The sequence below is a fragment of the Micromonospora sp. NPDC049201 genome (genome assembly GCF_055586805.1).
In genome coordinates, this window is the sequence record NZ_JBVJHM010000007.1 from 194,004 (window position 1) to 220,398 (window position 26,395).

Annotated in this window: 26 protein-coding genes and 1 pseudogene; 13 read left to right on the forward strand and 14 right to left on the reverse strand. The window is 74.2% G+C overall.

The window, feature by feature from the left end; all coding sequences use genetic code 11:
• Positions 1–76: 76 nt before the first annotated feature.
• Both ACZ6O5_RS16910 and trmB read right to left on the reverse strand, forming a co-directional pair.
• On the reverse strand, positions 77–2,581 hold the full coding sequence (locus tag ACZ6O5_RS16910) for a DEAD/DEAH box helicase (RefSeq protein ID WP_465978135.1): 2,505 nt from the start codon (positions 2,579–2,581) through the stop codon (positions 77–79).
• An 89-nt stretch (positions 2,582–2,670) separates the two neighbouring features.
• A complete protein-coding gene (gene trmB / locus ACZ6O5_RS16915) occupies positions 2,671–3,297 on the reverse strand; it encodes a tRNA (guanosine(46)-N7)-methyltransferase TrmB (RefSeq protein ID WP_465978484.1) in 627 nt (208 codons plus the stop codon).
• A 151-nt stretch (positions 3,298–3,448) separates the two neighbouring features.
• Between trmB and ACZ6O5_RS16920 the strand changes: the two genes are divergently transcribed.
• The 3 genes from ACZ6O5_RS16920 to ACZ6O5_RS16930 all read left to right on the forward strand — a co-directional run bounded on the left by ACZ6O5_RS16920 (position 3,449) and on the right by ACZ6O5_RS16930 (position 5,575).
• Entirely contained in the window at positions 3,449–4,006 is a 558-nt protein-coding gene (locus ACZ6O5_RS16920) for a hypothetical protein (RefSeq protein WP_281939442.1), read from the forward strand.
• Positions 4,007–4,428: 422 nt separating this feature from the next.
• Positions 4,429–5,145 carry a class F sortase gene (locus tag ACZ6O5_RS16925; RefSeq protein WP_465978486.1) on the forward strand — a complete coding sequence of 239 codons (717 nt, stop codon included), beginning with the start codon at positions 4,429–4,431 and terminating at the stop codon, positions 5,143–5,145.
• 223 nt (positions 5,146–5,368) lie between these two features.
• Positions 5,369–5,575, forward strand: a complete 207-nt coding sequence (locus tag ACZ6O5_RS16930) for a hypothetical protein (RefSeq protein WP_465978137.1) — start codon at positions 5,369–5,371, stop codon at positions 5,573–5,575.
• Between the two features lie 145 nt (positions 5,576–5,720).
• Here the strand turns inward: ACZ6O5_RS16930 and ACZ6O5_RS16935 are convergent, their stop codons facing one another.
• From ACZ6O5_RS16935 to ACZ6O5_RS16945, 3 genes are read right to left on the reverse strand one after another with little or no spacing between them, the layout of a single operon-like run.
• On the reverse strand, positions 5,721–6,041 hold the full coding sequence (locus ACZ6O5_RS16935) for an antibiotic biosynthesis monooxygenase family protein (RefSeq protein WP_465978139.1): 321 nt from the start codon (positions 6,039–6,041) through the stop codon (positions 5,721–5,723).
• Positions 6,042–6,061: 20 nt separating this feature from the next.
• Complete coding sequence (locus ACZ6O5_RS16940) at positions 6,062–6,859, reverse strand: exodeoxyribonuclease III (protein WP_465978141.1); 798 nt, start codon at positions 6,857–6,859, stop codon at positions 6,062–6,064.
• A gap of 37 nt (positions 6,860–6,896) precedes the next feature.
• Complete coding sequence (locus ACZ6O5_RS16945; RefSeq protein WP_465978143.1) at positions 6,897–7,820, reverse strand: proteasome assembly chaperone family protein; 924 nt, start codon at positions 7,818–7,820, stop codon at positions 6,897–6,899.
• Between the two features lie 390 nt (positions 7,821–8,210).
• Here ACZ6O5_RS16945 and ACZ6O5_RS16950 point away from each other — a divergent pair, with 390 nt between their 5' ends.
• The 3 genes from ACZ6O5_RS16950 (at position 8,211) to ACZ6O5_RS16960 (ending at position 10,095) form a co-directional block, all read left to right on the forward strand.
• On the forward strand, positions 8,211–9,071 hold the full coding sequence (locus tag ACZ6O5_RS16950) for a peptidase M23 (RefSeq protein WP_465978145.1): 861 nt from the start codon (positions 8,211–8,213) through the stop codon (positions 9,069–9,071).
• Positions 9,072–9,163: 92 nt separating this feature from the next.
• The gene (locus tag ACZ6O5_RS16955; protein ID WP_465978147.1) at positions 9,164–9,313 is read left to right on the forward strand and encodes a hypothetical protein; all 150 of its coding nucleotides are present in this window, start codon (positions 9,164–9,166) and stop codon (positions 9,311–9,313) included.
• A gap of 38 nt (positions 9,314–9,351) precedes the next feature.
• Positions 9,352–10,095, forward strand: a complete 744-nt coding sequence (locus ACZ6O5_RS16960) for an EcsC family protein (protein ID WP_465978149.1) — start codon at positions 9,352–9,354, stop codon at positions 10,093–10,095.
• Between the two features lie 15 nt (positions 10,096–10,110).
• Here the strand turns inward: ACZ6O5_RS16960 and ACZ6O5_RS16965 are convergent, their stop codons facing one another.
• Both ACZ6O5_RS16965 and ACZ6O5_RS16970 read right to left on the reverse strand, forming a co-directional pair.
• Positions 10,111–10,956, reverse strand: coding sequence for a GDSL-type esterase/lipase family protein (locus ACZ6O5_RS16965; protein WP_465978151.1), 846 nt, complete (start codon positions 10,954–10,956; stop codon positions 10,111–10,113).
• Between the two features lie 116 nt (positions 10,957–11,072).
• Positions 11,073–11,672, reverse strand: coding sequence for an antibiotic biosynthesis monooxygenase (locus tag ACZ6O5_RS16970; protein WP_281939456.1), 600 nt, complete (start codon positions 11,670–11,672; stop codon positions 11,073–11,075).
• Positions 11,673–11,833: 161 nt separating this feature from the next.
• Here ACZ6O5_RS16970 and ACZ6O5_RS16975 point away from each other — a divergent pair, with 161 nt between their 5' ends.
• From ACZ6O5_RS16975 to ACZ6O5_RS16995, 5 genes are read left to right on the forward strand one after another with little or no spacing between them, the layout of a single operon-like run.
• Positions 11,834–12,097 carry a DUF6343 family protein gene (locus ACZ6O5_RS16975; protein WP_465978153.1) on the forward strand — a complete coding sequence of 88 codons (264 nt, stop codon included), beginning with the start codon at positions 11,834–11,836 and terminating at the stop codon, positions 12,095–12,097.
• 11 nt (positions 12,098–12,108) lie between these two features.
• Complete coding sequence (locus ACZ6O5_RS16980) at positions 12,109–13,521, forward strand: NADP-dependent succinic semialdehyde dehydrogenase (protein WP_465978155.1); 1,413 nt, start codon at positions 12,109–12,111, stop codon at positions 13,519–13,521.
• A gap of 42 nt (positions 13,522–13,563) precedes the next feature.
• Positions 13,564–14,529 (forward strand): TIGR03885 family FMN-dependent LLM class oxidoreductase, encoded by a 966-nt coding sequence (locus ACZ6O5_RS16985; protein WP_396770847.1) that lies wholly within the window; start codon positions 13,564–13,566, stop codon positions 14,527–14,529.
• 37 nt (positions 14,530–14,566) lie between these two features.
• Positions 14,567–16,147, forward strand: a complete 1,581-nt coding sequence (locus ACZ6O5_RS16990; RefSeq protein WP_465978158.1) for a Na+/H+ antiporter — start codon at positions 14,567–14,569, stop codon at positions 16,145–16,147.
• Positions 16,144–16,401: a UBP-type zinc finger domain-containing protein gene (locus ACZ6O5_RS16995; RefSeq protein WP_465978160.1), complete on the forward strand. Its 258-nt coding sequence runs from the start codon at positions 16,144–16,146 to the stop codon at positions 16,399–16,401. The genes ACZ6O5_RS16990 and ACZ6O5_RS16995 overlap by 4 nt, the downstream gene beginning before the upstream one ends.
• Positions 16,402–16,413: 12 nt before the next feature.
• Here the strand turns inward: ACZ6O5_RS16995 and ACZ6O5_RS17000 are convergent, their stop codons facing one another.
• The 3 genes and pseudogenes from ACZ6O5_RS17000 to ACZ6O5_RS17010 all read right to left on the reverse strand — a co-directional run bounded on the left by ACZ6O5_RS17000 (position 16,414) and on the right by ACZ6O5_RS17010 (position 18,016).
• Positions 16,414–16,947, reverse strand: a complete 534-nt coding sequence (locus ACZ6O5_RS17000; RefSeq protein ID WP_465978162.1) for a GNAT family N-acetyltransferase — start codon at positions 16,945–16,947, stop codon at positions 16,414–16,416.
• A 28-nt stretch (positions 16,948–16,975) separates the two neighbouring features.
• Positions 16,976–17,134, reverse strand: a pseudogene (locus tag ACZ6O5_RS17005) (MFS transporter); the annotation flags it as partial.
• Between the two features lie 279 nt (positions 17,135–17,413).
• Positions 17,414–18,016 (reverse strand): HAD family hydrolase, encoded by a 603-nt coding sequence (locus ACZ6O5_RS17010; RefSeq protein ID WP_465978164.1) that lies wholly within the window; start codon positions 18,014–18,016, stop codon positions 17,414–17,416.
• Between the two features lie 61 nt (positions 18,017–18,077).
• Between ACZ6O5_RS17010 and ACZ6O5_RS17015 the strand changes: the two genes are divergently transcribed.
• Complete coding sequence (locus tag ACZ6O5_RS17015; protein WP_465978166.1) at positions 18,078–18,590, forward strand: GNAT family N-acetyltransferase; 513 nt, start codon at positions 18,078–18,080, stop codon at positions 18,588–18,590.
• A gap of 40 nt (positions 18,591–18,630) precedes the next feature.
• On the opposite strand, the gene ACZ6O5_RS17020 is transcribed toward ACZ6O5_RS17015, so the two are convergent.
• The 3 genes from ACZ6O5_RS17020 to ACZ6O5_RS17030 form a co-directional block, all read right to left on the reverse strand.
• Positions 18,631–19,317, reverse strand: coding sequence for a hypothetical protein (locus ACZ6O5_RS17020; protein ID WP_465978168.1), 687 nt, complete (start codon positions 19,315–19,317; stop codon positions 18,631–18,633).
• 269 nt (positions 19,318–19,586) lie between these two features.
• Positions 19,587–19,907, reverse strand: coding sequence for a DMT family transporter (locus tag ACZ6O5_RS17025; RefSeq protein WP_465978170.1), 321 nt, complete (start codon positions 19,905–19,907; stop codon positions 19,587–19,589).
• Positions 19,908–19,996: 89 nt separating this feature from the next.
• Positions 19,997–22,606, reverse strand: coding sequence for a glycoside hydrolase family 9 protein (locus tag ACZ6O5_RS17030; protein ID WP_465978171.1), 2,610 nt, complete (start codon positions 22,604–22,606; stop codon positions 19,997–19,999).
• Positions 22,607–22,826: 220 nt separating this feature from the next.
• On the opposite strand from ACZ6O5_RS17030, the gene ACZ6O5_RS17035 reads away from it, so the two are divergent.
• Complete coding sequence (locus ACZ6O5_RS17035) at positions 22,827–23,552, forward strand: PP2C family protein-serine/threonine phosphatase (RefSeq protein ID WP_465978173.1); 726 nt, start codon at positions 22,827–22,829, stop codon at positions 23,550–23,552.
• 6 nt (positions 23,553–23,558) lie between these two features.
• Here ACZ6O5_RS17035 and hrpB read toward each other — a convergent pair whose 3' ends face one another.
• A complete protein-coding gene (hrpB, locus tag ACZ6O5_RS17040; protein WP_465978175.1) occupies positions 23,559–26,198 on the reverse strand; it encodes an ATP-dependent helicase HrpB in 2,640 nt (879 codons plus the stop codon).
• Between the last annotated feature and the right edge of the window lie 197 nt (positions 26,199–26,395).

Sequence of the window (26,395 nt, forward strand, 5' to 3'; positions counted from 1 at the left end):
CGTCGGCCCGGCACCGGCTGGCTCAGCCCGGCAGCGGCCGGCTCGGCCAGGAGAAGGCCGGGCCGGCCGGGGCGGGTCAGAGCTGGCCGACGTCGGTGACCCGGACCACCGCCGCGCCCACCTCGTCCGAGGCGGCCAGGTCGACCTCCGCGCTGATGCCCCAGTCGTGGTCGCCGTCGGGGTCGTCCAGGATCTGGCGTACGGACCACCGCTCCCGGCCCTGCTCGATCATCAGCAGCGCCGGCCCGCGCGCGTCCGGCCCCACCCCGATCGAGTCGTACGCCTCGAAGTACGGCTCCAGCGCGTCGGCCCACGCGTCCGCGTGCCAGCCGTCCCCGGCGTCCAGTTCGGCGAGCAGGTCCCAGCGGCGCAACGCGGCCAGCTCGACGCGACGGAACAGCGCGTTGCGCACCAGCACCCGGAACGCCCGCGCGTTACGGGTCACCGCCGGCGGCCGGTCGTCCAGCGAGGCGGCGACCTCGGCCACGTCGGACGGGTTGCGCAGCCGCTCCCACTCGTCGATCAGGCTGGAGTCGACCTGGCGGACCAGCTCGCCCAGCCACTCGATGAGGTCGACCAGTTCCTCGGTCTTGGCGTCCTCCGGCACGGTCTGCCGCAGCGTCTTGTACGCGTCCGCGAGGTAGCGCAGCACCAGCCCCTCGGAGCGGGACAGCCCGTAGAACTGGACGTACTCCGGGAACGTCATGGCCCGCTCGTACATGTCCCGGACCACGGACTTCGGGGCCAGTTCGTGGTCGGCGACCCACGGGTGGCCCTGCCGGTACATCTCGTACGCGCCCGCCAGCAGCTCGGCGAGCGGCTTGGGCCAGGTCACCTCGTCGAGCAGTTCCAGGCGGGCCTCGTACTCGATGCCGTCGGCCTTCATCGCGGCGACCGCCTCGCCGCGGGCCTTGAACTGCTGCGCGGAGAGGATCTGCCGCGGGTTGTCCAGGATCGCCTCGATCACGCTGAGCACGTCCAGCGCGTAGGCCGGGGACTCCCGGTCGAGCAGCTCGATGGTGGCCAGCGCGAGCGGCGACAACGGCTGGTTGAGCGCGAAGTCGAGCTGGAGGTCGACGGTGAGGCGTACCCGGCGACCCGCCTCGTCCGGCTCGGGCAGCTCCTCGACCACGCCGCCGGCGCGCAACGCCCGGTAGATCGCGATGGCCCGGCGGATGTGCCGTCGCTGGGCGGCCGGGTCCTCGTGGTTGTCGGTGAGCAGGTGCCGCATCGAGGCGAACGCGTCGCCGGGGCGGCCGATCACGTTGAGCAGCATCGAGTGGCTGACCTGGAAACTGGAGGTGAGCGGCTCCGGCTCGGCCTCGACCAGGCGCTGGAACGTCGGCTCACCCCAGCCGATCGAGCCCTCCGGGGGCTTCTTCTTCACCACCTTGCGGCGCTTCTTCGGGTCGTCGCCGGCCTTGGCGAGCGCCTTCTCGTTCTCGATCACGTGCTCGGGCGCCTGCACCACGACGCGGCCGATGGTGTCGAAGCCGGCCCGTCCGGCCCGGCCGGCGATCTGGTGGAACTCGCGCGCCTTGAGCAGCCGGGTGCGGATGCCGTCGTACTTGCTCAGGCCGGTGAAGAGCACGGTGCGGATCGGCACGTTGATGCCGACGCCGAGCGTGTCCGTACCGCAGATGACCTTGAGCAGGCCGGCCTGGGCGAGCGTCTCCACCAGGCGGCGGTACTTCGGGAGCAGGCCGGCGTGGTGCACGCCGATGCCGTGCCGGACCAGCCGGGACAGCGTCTTGCCGAAGCCGGAGGTGAACCGGAAGTTGCCGATCGCGGTGGCGATCATGTCCTTCTCGGCGCGGGTGCAGACGTTCACGCTCATCAGCGCCTGGGCGCGTTCCAGCGCGGCGGCCTGGGTGAAGTGCACCACGTACACCGGGGCCTGCTTGGTCTCAAGCAGCTCTTCGAGCGTCTCGTGCAGCGGCGTGGTCGCGTACGAGAAGAGGAGCGGGACCGGCCGCTCGGCCGAGCGGACGACGGCGGTCGGCCGCCCGGTGCGCCGGGTCAGGTCGTCGACGAAGCGGGTGGTGTCGCCGAGCGTGGCCGACATCAGCACGAACTGGGCCTGCGGCAGCTCGATGATCGGCACCTGCCAGGCCCAGCCCCGGTCGGGCTCGGCGTAGAAGTGGAACTCGTCCATGATCACCTGGCCGACGTCGGCGCGGCGGCCCTCCCGCAGCGCCAGGTTGGCCAGGATCTCCGCGGTGCAGCAGATGATCGGCGCGTCCGCGTTGACGCTGGCGTCGCCGGTGAGCATGCCGACGTTCTCCGCGCCGAAGACCTCGCAGAGCGCGAAGAACTTCTCCGACACCAACGCCTTGATCGGCGCGGTGTAGAACGTCGTCCGGTCGCTGGCGAGGGCCGCGAAGTGCGCCGCGATCGCCACCAGGCTCTTGCCCGAGCCGGTCGGCGTATTCATGATCAGGTTCGCGCCGGAGACGATCTCGATGACCGCCTCCTCCTGGTGGGGGTAGAGGTCGAGACCGCGCTCGGACGCCCAGGAGGCGAACGCGTCGTAGAGCGTGTCGGGGTCGGCGGTCTTCGGCAGCGCGGCGGTGAGAGTCATGGCGGCTCCCATCGTGCCTGGGCGGTGCCCTGCCGCGCCAACCGGGTTCAGCGCTGCGGCGTCAGCGCCCCCGGTTCAGCGCCCCGGCTTCAGCGCCGCCGGTGGACCAGGTCGAAGACGTCCCGGCCGGCGGTCAGCGCGCGCCGCTCGAACTTGGTCACCGGCCGGTGCGCCGGGCGGGGAGCGTAGCCACCGTGCACGTCGACCAGCTCCGGGTCGGCGGTCAGCGTCGTCCGCATCGACTCGGCGTACTCGGCCCAGTCGGTGGCGCAGTGCAGCGTGCCGCCGGGCGCCAGCCGGGACCGCAGCAGCGCCACGTGCGCCGGCGCGATGATCCGGCGCTTGTGGTGCCGGGTCTTCGGCCACGGGTCCGGGAAGTAGACGTGCACCGCGTCCAGGCACCCCTCGGGCATGGCCCGGACCAGGTCCAACGCGTCGCCCTCGGCGACCCGTACGTTGTCCAGCCGGTGCCGTTCCACGAGGTCCAGCAGGTTGGCGATTCCCGGCGTGTGCACCTCGACCGCCAGATAGTGTCGGCTCGGGTCGGCCGCCGCCATCGCGGCGGTGGCGTCGCCCATGCCGGAGCCGATCTCCAGCACCAGCGGCGCCCGCCGTCCGAACAGCGCCGCCGGATCGCACGGCCCGTCGAGGGCGGCGATCTCCAGGCCGTACGCGGGCCAGAGCCGGGTCAACGCGTCGCGCTGCCGGTCACTCATCCGGCCGCGACGCGGATGGAAGGTGCGGATGCGGGCGGTGGAGACGTCGGTGGTGGTCACAGCGACCCGAGCCTACGCGACCGACGCGGCCGTTCGGATGTGAGGTGCGGCCGGGGGTGAGAGGATTCATTCCCGTACGCCGGGAGGGGTCATGGGGTCAGTCAGGGGACGCGCGGCGCTGCTTGTCGCGGTCGGCGCGTGCGCCTTCCCGCTGCTCGGCGCCGTGCCCGCCCGGGCCGAACCGGTGCCCGAGCAGCCCGCCGGTGACGTTATCTTCGTGGAGGTCACCCCGGGCACGGTCGAGCCGGGTTTCCTGGTCGGCATCCGGGCCAGTTGCCGGGACAATTCGGTGCCCGCGATCGTGGCCTCCGACGCCTTCGGCAAGATCCAGGTGCAGCCGCAGCGCGGCCTGCTCACCGCCTCGCCGATGGTCAACGAGCGCACCCGACCCGGCAACTACCGGGTCAAACTGGAGTGCCCGAGCGGGGAGACCGCGTCCACCATGCTCCAGGTGGTCAAGCGGGCCCAGCCCACCCGGCCGCCGAGTCACCCGCCCAGCCACTTCCCCAGCCGCGGCCCGGCGACCGGCTTCGGCGGCACCGCCGGCCCCGGCCTCGGCGGCCTGCTGGTGCCGATCGGGTTGGCGCTGACCATGGTCGGCGCCGGTCTCGGTGTGGCCGCCTCCCGTCGGCACGCCGCCGGGCGCTGAGGCAGGCCATGGCCGACCACGCCGCCCCGCCGCCCGCCGGTTCCCGGCGTTCCGGCTGGCCGTTCCTCGCCCTGCCCCCACCCGCCGCCCCGCCGCGATTCGGCGCCGCACCACCGCTATCCGCCCTGCCGCGCTCCGGTGCCGCCCCGCCGCGCTCCGGTGCCGCCCCGCCGCATTCCGGCGCTGCCCCGCCGCACTTCGGCGTTTTCCGCTCTGCCGCGCCGGCCACCGGTTCCCGGTCGGCCCCGGCGCCCTCCGGCGGCTCGGAGCCGTGGAGCCCGCCCCCGGCCGGCCCGCCGTCGGTCGAGGTGCCGCCCGCCGGGTCCCGTCCGGCCACGACGTCGTCGACGGGGTCGCGACCGTGGATGCCGCCGCCCGCCGCCGCCCGGCCGTGGAGCCCGCCCCCGGCCGGGCCGCCTGCCGTGCGCTCCCGGCCCGCCGGTCCGCCCCCCGCCGGTGCGTCGCCGTCCGGTGGGTCGCCGGCCGGTCCGCCGCCCGGCTCTGCGCCGAGGCGGGACCGGGGCCGAAGCCCCTGGTCGAAGCCGCTGGCCGTGGTGCTGGTGCTGGTCGGCGTGTTCGCCGTCGGGGCCGGCCTCGGCCGCACCGCCGGGCCGTTCGACTGGGCCGAGGCGTCGGCCGGGTCGAGCGCGGCGGCACCCGCGCCGGCCACCACACCGGCCCGGAAGCCGGTCGGCCGTCCGGTCCGCCTGGCCGTGCCGGCCATCAAGGTCGACGCACCGGTCACCCCGGTCGGTCAGGCGCGGGACGGGTCGGTGGATGTGCCGCCGCTGACCGAGACCGACCAGACCGGCTGGTACAACCGGGGCGCGGTGCCGGGGGAGCCGGGGCGGGCGATCATCGTCGGTCACGTCGACAGCAAGCGCGGGCCGGCCGTGTTCTACCGGCTCCGTGAGCTGAAGCCCGGCGCGCTGATCCGGGTGACCCGCGCCGACCGCAGCGTGGTGTCGTTCACCGTCGACAGCGTGGAGTACTTCGACAAGGCGAAACTGCCCGCCGCCCGGGTCTACGGCGACTCCGGCCCGGCCGAGCTACGCCTGATCACCTGCGGTGGCACGTGGCTCGGCGGTCGCACCGGCTACGAGGACAACGTGATCGTCTTCGCCACCCGCACCGCCTGAGGCGCTCGCCCCCGAGATCTTGGTACGAAACGGCCCCTCCGGGGGCCCTTTCGTACCAAGATCTCGGGCGATCCTGAGCAGTGGCCGGGATCTTTCGGATGGTGGGAGGAGGCGTACTGGCCGACGACCGAATTGAGCCTTGCCTACTCGTCCTGGGCGACGTAGACACCCTTCCCGGGGTGTCCCACCACAACGCCGCGATCTTTGGGAGGGTGGTTTCGCGATGCCGATGGATGACCCCGACGAAGGCTCGACGTTCCGCAAGCTGTTCGAAGTCAGGCGGACGCTTGACGCCCATTTTCGGGCAGCCAGCATGACGCCGCGACGATCAGGCTGCCTGAGCTGCGTCGACTTCTCCACCTGCGCTCAACTGGACTGGGCGATCATGGAGTTCGTCGGCGTCTTCACGAGAATGGAGTCCAAGCGCTGACACCCGTCGATCACGTTGATCTTTACGCGGAGTGGACCGCGCGGGCAAGGGCGCGATTCGTTGGGTGATCATGAAGTTGGCGGCGACAAAGCGGACGGCGAGTGCCGCCAACTTCATGATCACCGGGGCGGGACAACGGGGTGGGTCAGGGGGTGTGGGGGACCTGGAGGGCCACCTCGAACTCCAGGAGGGTGGCGCCGGTGGCCACCGGCTTGCGCGGTTCGGTGCCCTCGGGGGCGGCGTGCGCGGCCCGGGACGAGCCCTGCGCCCACGCCTGGTACGCCTCCTCCGTCTCCCACCTCGTGTAGACGAAGTAGCGGGTCTCGCCGGCGACCGGGCGGAGCAGCTCGAAGCCGAGGAACCCGGGGGAGTTCTCCACCGCGCCGGCCCGGGCGGCGAACCGCTTCTCCAGTTCCTCGCCGGCACCGGGCGGGACGTCGATCGCGTTGATCTTCACGACTGCCATGCCGTCCAGCCTACGGCGACTCAGAACGCCTCGACGGCGGGCGTCAGGTCGGCGTCGACCACGATCGGGGCGTGGTCGGAGGGGCCCTTGCCCTTGCGGGCCTCCCGGTCGACGTACGCGGAGCGGACCGCGCGGGCGAACGGCGCGGTGGCGTACACCAGGTCGATCCGCATGCCCTTGTTCTGGTGGAACATGCCGGCCCGGTAGTCCCAGTAGGTGTAGGGGTGCGGGCCCTTCATCGGAGTGGGCACCACGTCGCTGAGCCCCAGGTCGCGCAGCGCGGCCAGCGCGGCCCGCTCGGCGGGCGTGACGTGGGTGGAGGTGGCGAACAGCGCCGGGTCCCAGACGTCGGCGTCGGTCGGCGCGACGTTGAAGTCACCGCAGACGGCGAGCGGCCGAGCCGCGGCCACCTCCGCCTCCAGCGCGTCGCGCAGCGCCGCGAACCAGGCCAGTTTGTACGCGTAGTGCGGGTCGTCGGGGGCGCGGCCGTTCGGCACGTACACCGACCAGACCCGCACCCCGTCGCAGGTGGCGGCGATGGCGCGGGCCTCCGGCGCGGGGAACCCGGGCTCGCCGGGGAAGCCGACCGCCACGTCGGCCAGCCCGACCCGGGACAGCACGGCCACGCCGTTCCACCGTCCGTCGCTGTGGCTGGCCACCTCGTAACCCAGCGCGCCCACCTCGGCGACCGGGAACGCCCCGTCCGGGCACTTCGTCTCCTGGAGACAGAGCACGTCGGGCTTCGTGGTGCCCAGCCAGTCGAGCAGCCGGGGCAGGCGGGCCTTCACCGAGTTGACGTTCCAGGTCGCCAGGCGCATGACTCCAGCCTGCCGCATCCCGGCCCGCTCCGCCCGGTCAGCGTTCCGGGGTGTCGCCCGGGCGGGTCTGCTCGGCGAGGAAGCGTTCCAGCTCGGCGCCGAGTTCGTCGGCGCTGGGCAGCGGGCCGGTCTCGGTGGCGAGCAGGCTCTTCTCGCCGCGACCCCGGGCGAACGTGTCGTACTGCTCCTCCAGCGCCTGGACCAGCGTGGCCGCCTCGTCGGTCTGGGCCACCTGGCGGTCGATCTCCACCCGGATCGCCTCGGCCGCGGTGCGCAGGCCGTCGCGCGGCAGCAGCAGGCCGGTGCCCTTGGACACGGCGGCGAGCAGCGCCTCGGCGGCGGCCGGGTACTCGGTCTGGGCGACGTAGTGCGGCACGTGCGCGGCGAAGCCCAGCGCGTCGCGCCCCTGCTCGCCGAGCCGGTACTCCAGCAGGTGCCCGACGCTGGCCGGCACCTGCACCTTCTGGAGCCAGGGCTCGTGCCCGGCGATCAGCTCCGGGCGGGTGGCGTGCGCGGTGACGCCGCTGGGCCGGGTGTGCGGCACCGCCATCGGGATCGAGTTGAGCCCGACGGTGAGCCGGACGTCGAGGCGGGCGGACAGCCCGGCGACGGCGGCCACGAACCGCTCCCACTGGAGGTCCGGCTCGGGGCCGGTGAGCAGGAGGAACGGCGTCTCGTCGTCGTCGTGCAGCAGGTGCAGCTCGACCTCCGGGGCGTCGTAGTCGGCCCAGTGGTCCTCGACGAAGGTCATCACCGGTCGGCGGGACCGGTAGTCGAACATCTGGTCGATGTCGAAGCGGGCGATGGTGCGGGCGTTCAGGGAGGTGAGCAGCTGTTCCCGGGCCAGCCGGGTGGCGCTGCCGGCGTCGACGAAGCCGGTGAGCGCCTGGATCAGCACCGGCTGGCCGAGGTCGTCGGGCAACTCGTCGGTGAGTTCGTAGAGCTCGTGTGGGTCGAGCACCGGTGGGTCCTCCCTGTCGACGCGTACGGGGGGCGTCGCGCGAACGCGTCCCCGATTCGGCAAACGTACCGGGGGGAGTGGTCCATTCCGTTACGGACCCGTCGACCGCCCGGAGCGTGATCACAATTCGGCCACGGCTCGGTCCGGCGGCCCATGGCGGGGTCGCCCGAACGGACGAGTTAGTCGATCATCGGCCGCTCCGCCCCCGGCCGCGTGCTTCCTGCCCCGGCCGACCGGCCGCGTGGCGGACCGGCGGTTGGCCCGTTCCGCGAGGTCGGCACCGTCCTGGGCGGGCCCGCACGCGAATGTCCCGCGGCGTCCCCACGAAGTGTGGCGAGGGCCACCCGTTGAGCCTGGGTGATCCCTATTTGCCCTGTCTAGCCTCGTCGGATGCGTGACAACGGCACCCCCGACGACCCGAACCACCCCGGCCGCCCGACTGACCGTTTGGACGATACCCCCTCAACCGAATGGACAACCACTGCCTCGACGGGTACCCGGCGTACCCGCCTGCGGGCGCTGCTGAACCCCCGTGCCCGGCTGGCGGTCGCCGCCGGCACGGCCTGCTGCCTCGGCCTGGTCGGCGTCAGCCAGCTCGGCCTCGGCGCCCCGGACCGCGCCGCCAAGCCCGCCCCCGCCGTGGAGCTGGCCGAGCGCGCGGCGCTGGACGCGGCCTCCCGCGGCCTGGCCCGTCCGAGCGCCGCCCCGACCACCCCGAGCGCCAGCCCGTCCCTCTCGCTGTCCCCGTCCGCGACGCCGAAGCCGAAGGTCAAGGCCACGCCGAAGGCGAAGCCGAAGCCGAAGCCACGCCGGATCGTCCCGGTCGCCGGCCTGAACCGCACCCAGATGGACAACGCCACGAAGATCGTGCGGGCCGGCCGGGAGATGGGTGTGCCGCGCCGTGGGCTGGTCATCGCGGTGGCCACCGCGATGCAGGAGAGCACGCTGCTCAACTACGCCAGCGGTGTGCTGCCCGAGTCGCAGAGCTACCCGCACCAGGCCGTCGGCTGGGACCACGACTCGGTCGGGCTGTTCCAGCAGCGGCCGAGCAGCGGCTGGGGCACGGTGGCCCAGCTGATGGACCCGGAGTACGCCACCCAGGCGTTCCTGGCCGCGCTGGAGGAGATCCCCGGCTGGCAGGACCTGCCGCTGTCGGTCGCCGCCCAGGCGGTGCAGATCTCGGCGTTCCCCGACGCGTACGCGCAGCACGAGTGGCTGGCCGGCGAGGTGGTGGCGGAAGTCCTCGGCTGACCGAACTGGACGGTTGCCGGGTGGCCGGTCCGGGTACCAGGAGGTTGCCGGTTCCAGGTACACATGAGGGGGACCGCGAACAGGAGGACGTCATGTCGCTGATGCAACGGATCACCACCTTCCTGCGGTCGCCGCGTGGTCAGCAGTTGGTCGACCGGGGCCGGCGCGAGATCGCCAAGCCGGAGAACCAGGCCCGGCTGCGGCAGCTCGCCAACCGGCTGTCGTCGACCCGCCGCCGCTGACCGGCCCACCCCCCGCCGTACGAGCCCCGGAGCGTCCCGTGACCGACCCCGCCCCCGTCGACGGGGAGCCCACCGCCGTCCCCGCCGCCCCGGTCCCGCCGGTGGAGGCGCCCGAAGCGCCGCCGGCCACGCTGTGGGACCGGATGCGGGAGGACCCGCAGTACGCGCCGGAGCACCTGGCGCTGGAGGCGGTGCGCCGGCTCGGCCCCGAGGCCGCGCAGTGGGCCGCCCGGGCGCGGGCGGAGCGGTCGGACGCACCCCCCGAGCAGCTGGCCGACCAGGCGGTCCGCAAGTTCGTCAACCACGCCCGGCTGTCCGGCGCGGTCTCCGGCGCCGCCGGGCTGCCCGGCGCGGTGATCGACGTGGGCGTGCTGGCCTGGACCCAGGCCCGGCTGGTGCTGCACGTCGCCGCCGCCTACGGCGTCGACCCGACACATCCCGACCGGGCCACCGACCTGCTGGTGCTCCAGCGGGTGCACAAGGCCGCCGAGACCGCCCGGCTGGCGCTGGGCGTGGCCGCCGGCCGGGAACGTGCCGGCGCGTTGTTCGGCTCCGCCGGCAATCGGGCGCTGGGCCGGGTGATGCTCCAGCTCGGCGTGCGGCTGGCCCGGATGGCCGGGGTCCGCGCCGCCAAGCGGATGTTCGCCAAGGTCGTCCCCGGCGCCGCGATCATCCTCGGCACCTGGGCCAACTCGTCGGCCACCAAGGAACTCGCCGACCGGGCCCGCGCGCTCTACCGGCTGGCCGGCCCCCGGCAGCTCCCGGGCCCGCGCCAACCCTGACCGGGTCGGTCGGTCTCAGTCGCGGGCCCAGCCGGAGGCGTTCCAGGCCACCTCGGCCAGCCGGCCCTGGCCGGCCGCGTTCGGGTGGAACCAGTCCAGCGCGTTGACCTGGTCCAGGCCGAACCGGTGGCGGTGCACCGCGCCGCCGTCCCAGCGGCAGCGTGAGCCGTACGCGCGACAGGCGGCGCGCAGTTCGTCGTCGTACGCCTCGATCCGGGCCTTGACCGTGGCCCGGCGGGCCGTCGCGGCCGGCGCGGTCGACGTGGCGTCGGCCAGCAGCGCCGGGCAGACGCCGCGCGACCAGGCCCGGACGGCCCGCGACTCGGTGTGCCCGAGCTGCCAGAGGCGGTAGAGGTCGGGGATGCTGACCACCAGCACCCGCGCCTTCGGCCGGCCCTTGCGGACCACGGTCAGCGCCGCGTCGACCTGGTCCCGGAACGTGTCGACCGGGGTCATCGCGTCGACCCCGGCCCGGCACACGTCGTTCGCGCCGATCAGCACGGTGACCAGGTCCGCCTTGTCGCGGACCGCGGACCGGGCCTGGTCGGCGAGCCCGGCCGCGCGGGCGCCGGGCTCGGCCCGGTTGTACGCCCGCAGCGCCGGCGCGTCCGCGCGCAGCCGGCGGTAGACGCTCTCCACCCGCAGGCTGTCCCCGCTCGACCACGAGTTGCGTTCACAACTCACCAGCACCAGGCAGGAGCCGAAGCCGGTGGTGACCGAGTCGCCGAGCGCGGTCAGCACCCGGGGGTCACCGGGCCGGGGCGTGTCGGACGGGCGGGGCGACGCCGAGCCGGAGCCGTCGCAGGCCAGCGCCACCAGCGCCGCGACGCAGGCGAGCGCGGCGATCCAGCGTCGAGGCATGCGGGTTCCCCCGTCCGGTGGCGCGAGGCGGCGCGTCGACCCTATGCGCCTCGGTCGTCCGTACGGAAGGTCTGTCGCCCATCTTTCATTGACACCGGTCGTTCACATTCGCGGGCTCAGCGCCGCCAGGGCGCCGGCTGGCCGTGCAGCCACCAGTGCAGCGCCCGGGTGATCCGCGGCAGCACCAGGTAGGTCATCAGCGGGGTCAGCACGAGCGTCATCAGCAGCGTCCGGCCCGCCAGCGGCACGTCGGCGACGAACCGGGCGGTCAGCAGCGTGGCGGTGAGGCTGAGCGGGAAGAACGCCAGCCAGATGGTGACCGCCTGCTTCCAGCGCGGCGGCGCGGCCGGGGCCGCCGGCTCGGCCGCCCCGACGGTCTCCACCACGTGGTCCACCGGCCGGTCGAACCAGCCCTCGATGCCGGTACGGCGTTCCACCCGGGTGTGCTCGACGATGCCCTGCGCGGAACTGAGCCACCAGTGCCGCTGCGGGGAGTCCTCCCAGCCGCGCAGCGTGTCCGCGTCGGCGAAGCGGTACATCACGTGCCACTCGGCGGAACCCGGGGCGCTGCGGACGAAGCCGGCGCCCAGGAACCCCGGGAAGCTCTCCGCGAGCGCCGTGCCGGCCCGCATCCACGCCACCATCTCCCCGGTACGCGCCGGGTCGGCGCGCCGCGAGACGGCGACGGTCACGGGTACCGCCTGCATCGTGGTCATGCCATCCTCTCCACCGCCGCGGGATCTCCGCCGGAACCGGCAGACCGATCCAACGCGTCCACCCGGCGGTCGCATCCGCCGCGTGCCCGCTCCGTGGCCGGGATCACCGCTCGCGCCGGCCGCACCGGTTAACCCCGGCCGAGCCGGGGTAGCCGGGAGGAATGACCCGATCACAGCCCCGCCGCGCCCGTGGCACGGTCGGACACGCGAACAGCGCGCTGAACCTGCGCCTCGCGCTGGCCCTGTTCGGTGTGGTCGTGATGACCGTCCTCGCGGTGTTCGCGTTCGCCGCCGACCTGGCCTGGCTGGGCGTCGTCTGCGCGATCCTCGCCGTGGTGGCCGTGGTCGATCTGATCGTCATCCAGCGCCGTCGCGCCGCCCGCCGCCGGGAGGAGCCGGGCGTGCGGCACTCGCTGTTCGAGTGACAGGAGTCGCCATGCCCATCGCCACCACCAATCCCGCCACCGGACAGGTGCTCAAGACGTACGACGCGATGTCGGACGAGCAGGTCGACGCCGCGATCGAGCGGGCCGACCTCGCGTACCGGCAGTTGCGGGACACCACGATCGCGCAGCGCGCCCGGTGGCTCACCGCCGCCGCCGACCTGCTCGACGCCGAGCGGGACTCCACCGCCCGGCTGATGACCACCGAGATGGGCAAGACGTACGCCGCCGCCAAGGCGGAGGTCACCAAGTGCGCCACCGCCTGCCGCTTCTACGCGGACAACGCGCCGGCGATGCTCGCCGACGAGCCGGCCGACGCCGCGGCGGTCAAGGCGAAGCGGGCGTACGTCCGCTACCAGCCGATCGGCGCGGTGCTGGCGGTGATGCCGTGGAACTTCCCGCTGTGGCAGGTGATGCGCTTCGCCGCCCCGGCCCTGATGGCCGGCAACACCGGCCTGCTCAAGCACGCCTCGAACGTGCCGCAGACCGCGCTCTACCTGGAGGACCTGTTCCGCCGGGCCGGTTTTCCCGAGGGCGCGTTCACCACGCTGCTGGTCGGCTCCGACGCGGTGGGCCGGATCCTCGGCGACCCCCGGGTCCGCGCCGCCACGCTCACCGGCAGCGAGCCGGCCGGCCGCTCCATCGCGCAGATCGCCGGCCGGGAACTCAAGAAGACCGTGCTGGAACTGGGCGGCAGCGACCCGTTCGTGGTGATGCCCTCGGCCGACCTGGACCAGGCCGCCGAGGTGGCCACCACCGCCCGCTGCCAGAACAACGGCCAGTCCTGCATCGCCGCCAAGCGGTTCATCGTGCACACCGACGTCTTCGACGCGTTCGCCGAGAAGTTCGCCGCCCGGATGGCGGCGCTGCGGGTCGGCGACCCGATGGACGACGGCACCGACGTCGGCCCGCTGGCCAGCGAACGCGGCCGGGACGAGGTGCACGACCAGGTGACCGACGCGGTGCGGCAGGGCGCCACCGTGCTCTGCGGCGGCGAGAAGCCGACCGGGGACGGCTGGTTCTACCCGCCGACTGTGGTCACCGACCTGCGGCCGGAGATGCGGATGTGGGGCGAGGAGGTGTTCGGCCCGGTCGCCGGCCTCTACCGGGTCGGCTCGTACGAGGAGGCGATCGAGGTGGCCAACGGCACCAGCTTCGGCCTCGGCTCGAACGCCTGGACCACCGACCCGGCCGAGCAGGAGCGCTTCGCCACCGACCTGGACGCCGGCAACGTGTTCGTCAACGGCATGACCACGTCCTATCCGGAGCTGCCGTTCGGCGGCGTGAAGAACTCCGGGTACGGCCGCGAGCTGTCCGCGCTGGGCATGCGCGAGTTCTGCAACACCAAGACGGTGTGGATCGGCGAGGGTGAGGCCGGCGCGGGCGCCGGCGCGCACGCCGAGTGAGGTGCGGTTGGCCGGCCGCCGCCATGGGTAGGAGTGCTGCCCATGACGGCGTTCGGCTTCCACGCATCCCATGAGCAGATCCATCCGGCGAAGCTGCTGGAGGCGGTGATCCACGCCGAACGGGCCGGCTTCGACGCGGCCATGTGCTCCGACCACTTCTCCCCGTGGAGCGAGCGGCAGGGCCAGTCCGGGTTCGCCTGGTCCTGGCTCGGCGCCGCGCTCCAGGCCACCAACCTCTCCTTCGGCGTGGTCAACGCGCCCGGCCAGCGCTACCACCCGGCGATCATCGCGCAGGCCATCGGCACGCTCGGCGCCATGTACCCCGGTCGCTTCTGGGCGGCGCTGGGCACCGGCGAGGCCAGCAACGAGCACATCACCGGCGACGTCTGGCCCCGCAAGGAGCTGCGCAACGCCCGGCTGCGCGAGTGCGTCGACGTGATCCGGGCGCTGCTGGCCGGCGAGGAGGTCAGCCACGACGGGCTGGTCACCGTGGACCGGGCCAAGCTGTGGACCCGCCCCGAGGAGCCGCCCGCGCTGGTCGGCGCCGCGGTCAGCGTGGCCACCGCCCGCTGGTGCGCCGAGTGGGCGGACGGGCTGATCACGGTCAACGCGCCTGTCGACCACCTCCGGCAGATGATCGACGCCTACCGGGACGCCGGCGGGCGCGGGCCGCTGCACCTCCAGGTGCACGTGAGCTGGGCGCCCGAGCAGGCCGAGGCCGAGGCGATCGCGTACGAGCAGTGGCGCAGCAACGTGTTCGCGCCGCCGGTCTGCTGGGACCTGGAGACCGCCGAGCACTTCGACGTGGTCAGCGCCGACGTGCCGATGTCGAAGGTCACCGACTCCGTCAACGTCTCCGCCGACCTGGGCCGGCACGTCGGCTGGCTCCAGGAGTACGTCGAGCTGGGCTTCGACCAGATCGCCCTGCACCACGTGGGCCAGGAACAGCGCGCGTTCCTCGACGCGTTCGGCGCCGAGGTGCTGCCGAAGGTACGCCCGACCGCGTGATCACGGGCCGGCCCGGGGACGCCTAGGCTCGTACCCCATGGAAGCTCTGTTCGAGGTCGTGGTGTTCCTGGCGATCGCCACGTTCGGGGCGGCGCTGGCCCGCCGGCTCGGGTTGCTCGCGCCGATCCTGCTGGTGGTGCTCGGCCTCGCGCTGTCCTTCCTGCCGTTCTTCCCGCACGTGCGGCTGGAACCGGACCTGGTCCTCGTCGGCATCCTGCCGCCGCTGCTGTACGTGGCGGCGGTGAACACCTCGGTGCCGGCGTTCCGGCTCAACCTGCGGCCGATCCTGCTGCTCGCGGTCGGGCTGGTGATCTTCACCGCGTTCGTGGTCGGCACCGTGGTGCACCTGTTCCTGCCCGACCTGCCGTACGCGATCTGCGTGGCGCTCGGCGCGGTGGTGGCGCCGCCCGACGCGGTCGCCGCCACCGCGGTGGCCCGGCGGGTCGGCCTGCCCCGGCGGGTCGTCACCATCCTGGAGGGCGAGAGCCTGGTCAACGACGCCACCGCGCTGGTGCTGCTGCGGGTGGCGATCGTCGCGGCCACCGCCACCACCGGCGGCGTCGGCGTCGGCTACGTGGCCCGGGAGGTGCTGATCGCCGCCGGCGGCGGCATCGTGGTCGGGGTGCTGGGCGTGGTGGTCTTCGGCTACCTGCACAAGCGCATCACCGACCCGGTGCTGGACAACGCACTGTCGCTGATCGTGCCGTTCGCGGTGGTGTACGCCGCCGAGGAGATCCATGCGTCCGGCGTGGTCGCGGTGGTGGTGACCGGGCTCGGCATCGGCCACAAGCTGCCGATGCTCATGTCGGCCGGCTCCCGCCTCCAGGTGACCGCGTTCTGGCGACTGATCCAGTTCCTGCTGGAGGGGCTGGTGTTCCTCTTGGTCGGCCTGCAACTGCCCGAGGTGGTGCGCGACCTCGACGAACCGGTCGGCTCGCTGGTCGGGATCACCGCCGCGGTGCTCGCCGCCGTCTTCCTGTCCCGGTTCGTCTGGATGTTCCCGGCCACCTACCTGGCCCGGCTGGTGCCCCGGATCCGGCAGCGCGACCCCGCGCCGCCCGTGCAGTTCCCCATCGTCATCGGCTGGGCCGGCATGCGCGGCGTGGTGACGTTGGCCGCCGCCCTGGGTCTGCCGCTCACGCTCGCCGACGACCGGCCGTACCCGCGTGCGCTGCTGATCTGGCTGGCCTTCGCGGTGATCGTGGCCACCCTGGTCGGGCAGGGCGCCACCCTGCCGTGGCTGGCCCGGCGGCTGCGGCTGCCCCCGGACGACCCGGTGCAGGACGCGCTCTCCGCCGCCGGGGTGCAGCAGCGGGCCAGCCGCGCCGCCCGGGAACGGCTCGACGCGCTGGCCGGCGACGCGCCCGAGGCGGTGGTGGAACGGCTGCGCGGGCTGACCACGTCCCGCGCCAACCTGGCCTGGGAACGGCTCGGCGGCACCGACCGGGAGACCCCCTCCCAGGCGTACGCGCGGCTGCGGCAGGAGATGATCGACGCCGAGCGGGAGGTGTTCCGGGCCGCCCGCGACTCCGGCCAGATCCCGGAGGAGGTGCTCACCCGCGCCTACCGGGATCTGGACCTGGAGGAGTCGCTGCTACAACAGGAGGTTCTCGAATGAGCTGTCCGCACCTGACCGGGGCGGGCGACGCCCAGCCCGCCACCACCACCGAGTGCCCCGACTGCGTGGCGGTCGGCAACCGGGACTGGGTGCACCTGCGCGCCTGCCTGAGCTGCGGGCACGTGGGCTGCTGCGACTCGTCGCCGTACCAGCACGCGAGTAAGCACTTCGGGTCCACCGGGCATCCGGTGATGCGCTCGATCGAGCCGGGGGAGTCGTGGCGCTGGTGTTTCGAGGACGAGGAGATCGGCTGACGTCGGCGGCGCTCAGTCGAGCCGGCGGGCCAGCACCTGCCCCGGCCACGGTGGCCGACCCGGCCGGCTCACCGTGAACGGCTCGGTGGCGGTGAAACCGCAGCCCTCGTAGAAGCGCACCAACGCCCGGTCGGCGCTCCGGAAGCAGTCCACCCGCAGCAGGCCGAGCCCGCGTTCGCGGGCCAGTTCCGCCGCGTGCGCCAGCAGCCGCGCGCCGACCCCCCGGCCCGCGTACGCCCGGTCCGTGACCAGCAGGTTGACGTACAGCTCCGGCTCGGTGGCCGGTGGCACGTACTCCGTCGCCGCGCCGACCACCAGCGCGCCCACCGCGGTGCCGTCGATCTCGGCGAACCACAGGCCGTCACCGCGGGCGTAGCCGTCGGCCTGGGCGATACGGCGTGGGTCGGTCGAGGCCGGGCCGGCGCCCCACTGGTCGGGCCGGCCGCGTTCGGCCAGCCAGGCGATGGCGCTGTCGAACAGCCGCAGCACGGCCGGCGCGTCCGCCGGCCCGCCCGGCCGGATGGTGATGCTCCGCTGGTCGGTCATCCCGCCATGCTGCTACACGAGCCCGCTCGGCGACGATCAGCCCGGCGCCCACCGAGGTGGCGGAGAGGCCGACGTCCCGGGTCAGGTAGAGGGCGCCGCCGGCCAGCCAGAGCCCGGTGCCGACGGTGTTGGCCAGGGTGGCGAGCGCCAGGGTGCGCAGCGGGCCGGGCGGCGGGACAGCCCTCATCGGCGCCCTCCGGCGTCGCGTCCTCTCGGGCGTGTCGCCGACGGCAAAGACAGTGCCGTGGAGAGCGACATGACTCAGAGTCATAATTATGACCGTTAGTCATGACGCTCACGAGTGCAGTATCTCGTGGAGTCGTCATGAAGCGTGTTCGCCCTTCCGGTCGGCCGGCCGCGAACGTCCGGCGCGAACCTCAGAATCTCCGTCCGCAACTCCCGGTTCGCGTGCCCACCCCGGTCGTACTCCCGAGCCAACTACTGCCGGTAGCGCCCTCCGGCACGGTCAGCGGTTGGCCGCGCGCTCCCGGGGGTGCGGCACCCGGACCGACGCCATGCCCGCCGCCGTCGCGGCCGCCACGCCAAGGTCGGTGTCCTCGAACACGAGGCATCCAGCCGGATCGACGCCGAGGCGCCGGGCGGCCAGCAGGTAGCCCTCCGGGTCGGGCTTGGGCCGGGTGCAGTCCTCCGCGCAGACCAGCGTTTCGAAGCGGCCGAGCAGACCCAGCGTGGTGAGCGACGCGGTCACCGACTCACGGGTGCTGCCGGAGACGACCGCGAACGGCACCCGCCCGTGCGCGTCCTCGATGTGGGCCAGCACCTCGGGCACGGCGGTCACCCCGGGGAGCAGCTGCTGGAACAGGTCCTCCCGGCGACGGGTCACCGCCTCGACCGGCATGGTCAGCCCATGCCGCGCGTTGAGGTCGACGACGATGTCGGCGACCGGCCGGCCGCCCCAGGCGTAGAACAGGTCCTCCGGGAACTCGCAGTCCCACTCGGCAAGCGCCGCGCACCACGCCTGGTGGTGCACCGGCATCGAGTCGACGATCGTGCCGTCGCAGTCGAACAGGTACGCGCGGAAGTCACCGGAAGGCAGGGGGAGGACCACCGGTGCAGGGTACGCGGAAAACCGCTCGCCTCGTCCCGCCCGCTCTGCCAGGGTCGGCGCCGTGGAGCGCAGCAGAACCGCCCGAGTCGACGAGCTGACCGAGGTGCAGCGGATCGAGGTCGCCTCCGGCGCCCCGTTCCGGGAGATCGGCATGCACCTGGTGGCCGACATGCCTCCGCTGCCGCTGGAGGCGCTGGCCGCCGGGCAGCGGGCCGGGCGGCTGCGGGTCGCGGTCGACAGGGCCGACCGGCCGATCGCGTTCGCGCTTGTCGACCTCGTCGACGGGGCCGCGCACGTGCAGCAGCTCAGCGTGGACCCGGCGTACGCGCGACGCGGGATCGGGCGGGGACTGCTCGACGAGCTGGCGCGGTGGGCGGCGGCGGAAGGGCTGCCCGCGCTGACGCTGACCACGTTCCGGTCCGTGCCGTGGAACGCGCCCTACTACGCGCGCTGCGGCTTCCGCGAACTGGCCGAACCCGAGCTGACCCCGGGGCTGGCCCGGTTGTTCGCGGCCGAGGCCGCGCTCGGACTCGACCCGACCGACCGGGTGGCGATGCGCCGGCCGGTCGACTGAGCCGCCCGCCGGCGAGGCGGCCGGCCGGAGGGTGTCCCGGTCAGCCGGGCTGCAGCCGTTCGGTGGCGAGGCAGGAGATGAGGCAGCGTTCCTTGGCGTCACCGAGCAGCCGGGCGGTCCAGTCGGTGAAGCCGCCGTCGCCGACCTCGTCCACGCCGTCGGACAGGGTGAGACGCAGCGCGGCCGCCCGGTAGTAGCCGCGCCCGCGTTGCCGGTCCGGCTCGTCACGCAGCGGAACCGGGCCGTGGCCGAGGGCCGGGCGGACCGTGTCGGCGAGCCGTTCGGCGACCACCGGCTCCAGGGCCGTGACGTGCATCCGGGGCGCGGCGGTCGGGGCCAGGTCGGCCAGGACCGTACGCCAGAAGCGGAGATGTCGGGTCAGCAACCGGGCCTCGGTGCGACCCGATCCGGTGTCCCGCGCGGTGGAGACCAGCGCGCAGAGCCGGAAGTGCGCGGGCCGGCCGGGGCCGAAGTCCTGCGCGCGGAGCACCCGGTGCATCGAGGCGAGATGCACCTCGTCGGCGTGCCGACGGCGGTTCGCCGCCTCGACCGCCAGGGCGTTCGTCGGGTCGCTGACCACCTCGGTGCCCCGCATGGTGGAGACGATCCGGTGCTGGCTGACCGGTGCGACGGCGGCGCAGGTGCCGAGCGGCGCAACCGGTGACAGCTCGACACCATGCACGTCGGTGGGCAGCAACGCCCAGATTCGTCCCTCCAGTCGCGACATTGCGCGCGGGTCGGCGGTTGACGGCCGGACGAACCGATCCTCTTGCCAACGCCGCAGCACCTGTGCGGGACGGACGGCCGTGGCGCGGTCACGGGCCACGGCGAGCAGAAGTGTCCGTAGATCCGCCGCGGGGAGACCGGCCAGGGCCGCGCGCGTGCCGGCCGGCATCGCCGACCACACACGGGATTCTGCGTCTGCGGCCACGCGCTCACCCTCGCGTACGCCTCGACGCACGTCCACCGGATTACGGCGCTCTCACGAGGCCACGTTCAGTGGGCGCCGCCCAGGTTGAGCACCACCACGCCAGCGATGACCAGGGCCGCCCCGACCACCTTGGTCACGCTCAGCGGCTCGCCCAGGAACGCCGCGCCGACCGCCATGATGGCGGCGGTGCCGAGCCCGGACCAGATCGCGTACGCCACGCCGACCGGCACGTCCCGCACCACGAGGGCGAGCAGCCCGAACGCGGCCAGGTAGCACGCCACCAGGCCGGCCGTGGGCCAGAGCCGGGTGAAGCCGTCGCTGGCCTTGAGCAGGCTGGTGCCGATCACCTCGGCGGTGATCGCGAGGGCCAGGAGCAGGTACGCCATCGGAGGACCGTACCCGCCGACGTCGCGGACCGTGCGGTGACGACGCCGGACGGGCGCCGCCACCGCACGGTCGCGGGGACGGGAACGTGTCAGGAGATGGTGCAGGCCTTCCCGTTCAGGGTGATCAGGGTGGGATCGGGGTTGGGGGCCCCGGAGCCGGTGCCGTTCAGGCCGAACGTGGTGGACGCGCCCGGTGCCAGCTTGGCGTTCCACGCCAGGTTCTTCGCGGTCACCGTGGCGCCGCTCTGGGCGACCTGCGCCGACCAGGACTGGCTCACCTTCTGGTCGCCGGTGAAGGCCCAGCGCAGGCTCCACCCGTTCACCGCCGACGTGCCGGTGTTGCGCACCGTCACCTGGGTGGTGAAGCCGGACGGCCAGCTCCCGTGGGTGGTGTAGGTGACCGCGCAGGTGGGCGCCGGCACGGCCGCCGCGTCACCCTGGTCGGCCAGGAACGAGGCGAGCCAGGCCAGCGCCGAGTTCCAGTTGATCGCCACCTCGTTCGTCGCGTACGAGTTGATGTCGTCGACGTAGCAGAACATCGGCGCGCAGCCGGCGAGCAGGTTCGCCGCGTACGGGTCCTGGAGCGCGGCGTTCGGGCCGCCGGCGAGCGAGCCGGCCGGCGGGGTCGGCAGGTCCGGGTTGAGCTGGTGGCCGAAGATCCGGCTGTGCTGGTTGTGGGCGTTCTGCTCGCCCCAGCCGGTCACGTAGGACATGTTCAGCGCGTTGCGGCCGAACAGGTAGTCGGCGGCCTGCACCGCGCCGTCCCGGTACTTCGCGTTCCGGCTCAGGTCGAACGCGGTGGCCAGCACGATCGTGTTGTTCACGATGTTGCTGTTGCTGCCCCAGACGTACGCGTCGGCGGTGCCGGGCATCGGCAGCCCGTACGCCTGGTCGGCGATCGTGGCCAGGTAGCGGTCCGCGGCGGCGGTGATCGACGCGCGGATCCGGGTCTTCTCCGCCGCCGGCAGCGTGTTCGGCACGGTGGCCAGGTCGAGCCGGCCCAGCGCGGCCACGCTCTGCCAGCCGAACGCGCCGTTGGGGGTGAACACGTCGGCGGTGTGCAGCGGCGAGCCGGTGACGTCGGCCAGGTACGCCTTGTCGCCGGTGGTCAGCCACAGCTCGACCGCGGCCCAGTAGAACTCGTCGGTGACGTTGTTGTCCTCGTACGCGCCACCGCCGGTGCCGTCGCTGGCCGAGGCGTAGATCGCCGGGTGCGCCTTGGCCGCCGCGTACGCGGTCTTCGCGGCCGTGCCGCAGCGGGTCGCGTACGCGGCGTCGTACGGGGCGAACAGCCGTGCGCACTGGGCGGCGACGGCGGCCAGGTTGAGCGTGGCCGCGGTGGACGGCGGGTGCAGCTCACGCACCTGCGGGTCGTCCTGCGGGGCGAGCGGGAGGCCGGTCCAGTTCTGGTCGTGGATCTTGTGGTGGACCATCCCGGCCAGCGGCTTGCCGGCCGGCACCTGCATGCGCAGCAGGAAGTCCAGCTCCCAGCGGGCCTCGTCGAGCACGTCCGGCACGTCGTTGCCGCGCTCGGGCACCCGCAGCGTGGCGTCGCCGAGCGCCGCGCCGCCGTCGGCGGTCTCCGCGGTCTTGGTGCGCTCGAACGTGTTGAGGAGCTGGTAGGTGGCGATGCCGCCGTTGACCACGTACTTGCCGTGGTCGCCGGCGTCGTACCAGCCGCCGCGCACGTCAAGCTTGTAGTCGCAGACGCCGGGCTGGCAGGGCACGTCCGTGTCGCCCTTGTTGGGGGCGACGTCGAGGTGGCCGGCGGGGCGGGCGTACTCGTCGCCGATCAGGTCGCCGTCGATCGCGATGCCGCTGCGCTGGGCGTAGAAGAACTGGAGCGAGTCCGCGCGCAGCCGGTCGTAGACCGTGCCGGAGATGTCGAACGGGTGGCTGGTCTCCCCGTCGACGGTCAGCGTGTAGCCGGTTCCGGGCGTGCGGTACGCGGAGAAGTCGACGGTCTGCACGTTCTGCGCCGACGCCTCGTCCACGCCGCGCGGCGTGCTCTCGCCGCTGGCCACCACGGCCCCGGCGGCGGACGTGAGCTGCCAGGGCAGCGCCCCGGTGGCCTCGGTGACCACGGTGGCGTGCTTCGGGCCGCCGGGCAGGTAGCCGACCTGGTTGACCCGGACCCGGGGGCCGGTGTCCGGCTCGTACGGCGGGGCGGCCTCGCCGCCGCGCAGCGACACGTTGTCGAGGCAGAACGTCTGCGCCTGCGCGCTGCCGCCGACCTGGAAGATGAGTTGCGCCCCGGCGTTGTCGGCCGGCGCGGTGAACGTGGTGGTGACGTGCTTCGCGGTGCCGGTGGCGGTGGCGTCCACGCTGGCGTACGTGGTGTACGGGGCGCTGCCGAGCTGGAGCACCGCCTTGAGCGCCGCCCCGGGGGTGGCGGAGACGTCGAAGGAGAGTTCGTACTCGGCGCCGGAGATCAGCGGCACCGCGTCCTGGCCGATGCCGGCGTCCCAGGGGTTGGCCGTGCCGGCGGCGACCGTGGTGCAGAGCCGGCCGTCGGTGACCGCCAGCTCGCCGGTGCCGTAGGAGAACCAGGGGGAGACGCCGGCGCTGAAGTCGCCGTTGCGGAGTTGTTCGGGGGCGTCCGGTGGCACCTCGGCGAGGGCCGGGCCGGCGGTGAGGCCGGTGATCGCCAGGGTGGCGGTCGCGGCGAGCGCGACCAGCCGACGACGGGAACGGGTCACGGAGGGTTCCTTCCGTGCTTCGGGAGTGACGGTGGGGGAGTGGCGGGAGCTGGGAGCGCTCCCAATATCAGGCCGATGTTTCCATCGCGTTCCGTCGCTGTCAATCGATCCGGTCCGATGGCGGTAGCGCGCCCACGCGCAGTGAGATTTCACCGCGCCACGTACGATGGTGGTGATCTCCTAGAGACAACCGAGCCCTCAACCTGGCAGGCTGCGTCCCATGACCCTGAAGCTTCGTTCCGTCGGAGCGAGCGACCGTGGGCTGATCCGCAGCGGCAACCAGGACGCCCAGCACGCGGGCCCCTGGCTGGTCGCGGTCGCCGACGGCATGGGCGGCATGGCGGCCGGCGACCTGGCCAGCCGCATCGCGATCGACGCGATCGCCCCGCTGGACGTGGAGACCCCGGAGGACGCGCTGGTCGCCGCGCTCCAGGGCGCCATCGAGCAGGCCACCGCGGGCATCCGCCGGGCGGTCGAGGAGGACCCGGAACGCCAGGGCATGGGCACCACGCTGACCGCGTTGCTGTTCGCCCGCACCGGAAGCTGCCTGGCGCTGGCACACGTCGGCGACTCCCGGGCCTACCTGTTCCGCGACGGCGTGCTCAAGCAGGTCACCCGCGACGACACGTTCGTGCAGATGCTCGTCGACCAGGGCCTGATCACCCCCGACCAGGCGAGCAGCCACCCCCGGCGCGCCGTGGTGACCCAGGCGTTGCAGGGCGACCAGGTCTCCCCGGCGTACGCCACCATGGTGCCCCGGGCCGGTGACCGCTGGCTGCTGTGCAGCGACGGCCTCTCCAACGTGGTCCGCGCCGACACCCTCACCGAGGTGCTCGGCGAGGGCCTGGAGCGGGACGCCTGCGCGGCCCGGCTCATCGACCTCGCGCTGCGCGCCGGCGGGCCGGACAACATCACCGTGGTGATCGCCGACGTCGTCGAGGAGTGAGCCCGGTCAGCGCCGGCGCGGGCTGGCCCGGCGGGTCGGCTCGGCCGTCGTCGGGTCCTCCGGCCACGGGTGCCGCGGGTAGCGCCCGCGCAGCTCCGCCCGCACCTGCGGATAGCCGGTCCGCCAGAACGAGGCCAGGTCCGCGGTGACCGCCACCGGCCGTCCGGCCGGCGAGAGCAGGTGCAGCAGCACCGGCACCCGCCCGTCGGCGATCCGGGGCACGTCCCGCCAACCGAACGCCTCCTGGAGCTTGACCGCGAGCACCGGCGCCGCCGCATCGGCGTAGTCCACCCGGATCCGCGAGCCGCTCGGCACCGGCAGCCGCTCCGGCGCCAGCTCGTCCAGCCGGGCCGCCTGCCGCCAGTCGAGCAGCCGGCGCAGCGCCGTGGCCACGTCGACGCGGGCCAGGTCGGCCCGGCGGCGTGCCCGGCCCAGCTCCGGCCCGAGCCAGGCGGGCGCGGCGGCGAGCAACGCGGCGTCCGACACGTCCGGCCAGTCGTCGCCGAGCGCCTGTCGGCAGAAGGCCAGCCGGTGGCGCAGCGCGGTCGCCTCCGGCGTCCAGCGCAGCAGCCCCGGACCCTCCTGCCGCAGCCCGTCCAGCACCGCCGCCGCGACCAGTTCCGGCTCGGGTGCGGCGAGCGGCCGGTTGACCAGCTCGATCGCGCCGAGACGGACCACCTCCCGGGCCACCACCTCGCCGCCGGACCAGGCGACCTCCCGCCCGTCGCGCAGCAGCACCGCGCCGGCCTCGCGCGCGGTCGCCTCGTCGACCGGCGCGGCCAGCCGGACCCGGGCGGCCGGCGCGCCGGGGGAGCGGTCGGCGACCGCGACGGCCAGCCACGTCGACCCGGCCAGCCCCGACCCCGCCGCCAGCTCCGCGGCGGTGCCACCGGCCATCAGGTACGCGGACCCGCCGGGCCGCCGCACCCGGGCCAACCGTTCCGGGTACGCCAAGCCGGCCAGCAGCCCCGCGGCCAGATCGTCCGGCAGGCGCTCCGGCCGGCCGCCGGCTGTCTGGCCGGGCTGTTCCGGCCGGCCGCCGAGGTCTCCGGCGGGCCGGTGCGGTGGTTGGCCGGTCGGCGCTTCGGTCTCCGGCCGGCTGTCGGCGGTGCGGGTGGGCAGGGCGGCGCGCAGCCGGCGTACCTCGGCGCGCCACCGGGCGGTGGCGGCCGGGTCGGTGCCGGCGCGCAGCCGGCGCCACCGGCCCGGCAGGTCGTCCCCCACGCCGCCCGACGACTCGTCGGCGAGCACCGCCACCACCTCGGCCGCCCGGTCGGCGCCGACCCGCCGCGCGCCGTCGAGCAACGCCCGGGCCAACCGGGGATGGGCGCCGACCGACGCGATCGCCCGCCCCCGGGACGTGATCCGGCCGTCGGCGTCGACCGCGCCGAGCGTGCCCAGGGTCTCCCGGGCCACGGCCAGCGCGGCCGGCGGCGGCGGATCGGGCAGCGCCAGGCCGCTGCCGTCCGACGTGCCCCAGGCGGCCAGCTCCAGCGCGAACCCGGTCAGGTCGGCGGTGGCGATCTCCGGTTCGGGCTGCGGGGCGAGCCGGGCGTGCGTCGCCTCCGACCAGCAGCGGTAGACCGCACCCGGCGCCTCCCGCCCGGCCCGGCCGGCCCGTTGGGTGGCCGCCGCCCGGGACACCGGCACGGTGACCAACGCGCCCAGCCCGCGGGCCAGGTCGGTGCGCGGTACCCGGCTCAGCCCGGCGTCCACCACCACCCGCACCCCCGGCACGGTCAGGCTGCTCTCCGCCACCGCGGTGGCCAGCACGACCCGCCGCCGGACGGTTCCCGGGTGCGCGGTTCCTCGGCCGGACGGTGGGGCCAGCGCGGCGTCCTGGGCGGCGCCGGAGAGCCGGCCGTGCAGCGGCAGCACGGCGACCGTGTCGCGCAGGTCGGCCAGTCGCCCGGCGACGGCCGCGATCTCGCCCGCCCCGGGCAGGAAGACCAGCACGTCGCCGGCCCGCTCGCGCAGCGCCCGGCGCACCGTGGCGGCCACGTGGTCCAGCAGCGCCGGGTCCACCCGGCCCGCGCCGGGTGGGGCGATCGGGCGCGGCGGTGGCGCCCACACCCGGTCCACCGGGTGCAACGCGGCCTCGGCGCGGACGACCGGGGCGGGCACGCCGCCGCCGAGCAGCGCGGCGAACCGGTCGGCCTGCGGGGTCGCCGACATCGCCAGCAGCCAGAGGTCCGGACGCAGGGTGGCCCGGGCCTCCACGCTGAACGCCAACGCCAGGTCGGCGTCGAGTTGCCGCTCGTGACACTCGTCCAGCAGGACCGCGTCCACCCCGGGCAGCTCCGGGTCGTGGTGCAGCCGGCGTACCAGCAGGCCGGTGGTGACCACCTCGACCCGGGTCCGGGGCCCGCTCCGGCGCTCGCCCCGGACCGCGTACCCGATCCGGTCGCCGACCCGCTCGCCGAGCAGGGCGGCCATCCGGTGCGCGGCGGCGCGGGCGGCCACCCGCCGGGGCTGGGCGATCACCACCCGCCCGGTGACCGCGTCGGCGACCGCCAGCGGCGCGGTGGTGGTCTTGCCGGTGCCCGGCGGCGCCACCAGCACCCCGGCACCCGTCGTGCGCAGCGCCTCGACGAGCGCCGGCAGCACCGGCCGGACCGGCAGGTCGAGAGCAACGTCGGCGAGCACGGCCCCACTCTCGCACGGTCGCTGTCGTCCGCGCCGACGACGGGCAGCGCCCACGACGGCAGCGCGGCGCAGCCGGCGCCGCGACCGGTCGCCACCCGGCCCGGCCCGCACCGATCGGGAGAGGGGGCTTCGGTCCCGGCGCTTTCGAGCTGATAGCAGAAACGACTCAGTGGTTGCCGCCGCCGCGCGAGTCAATC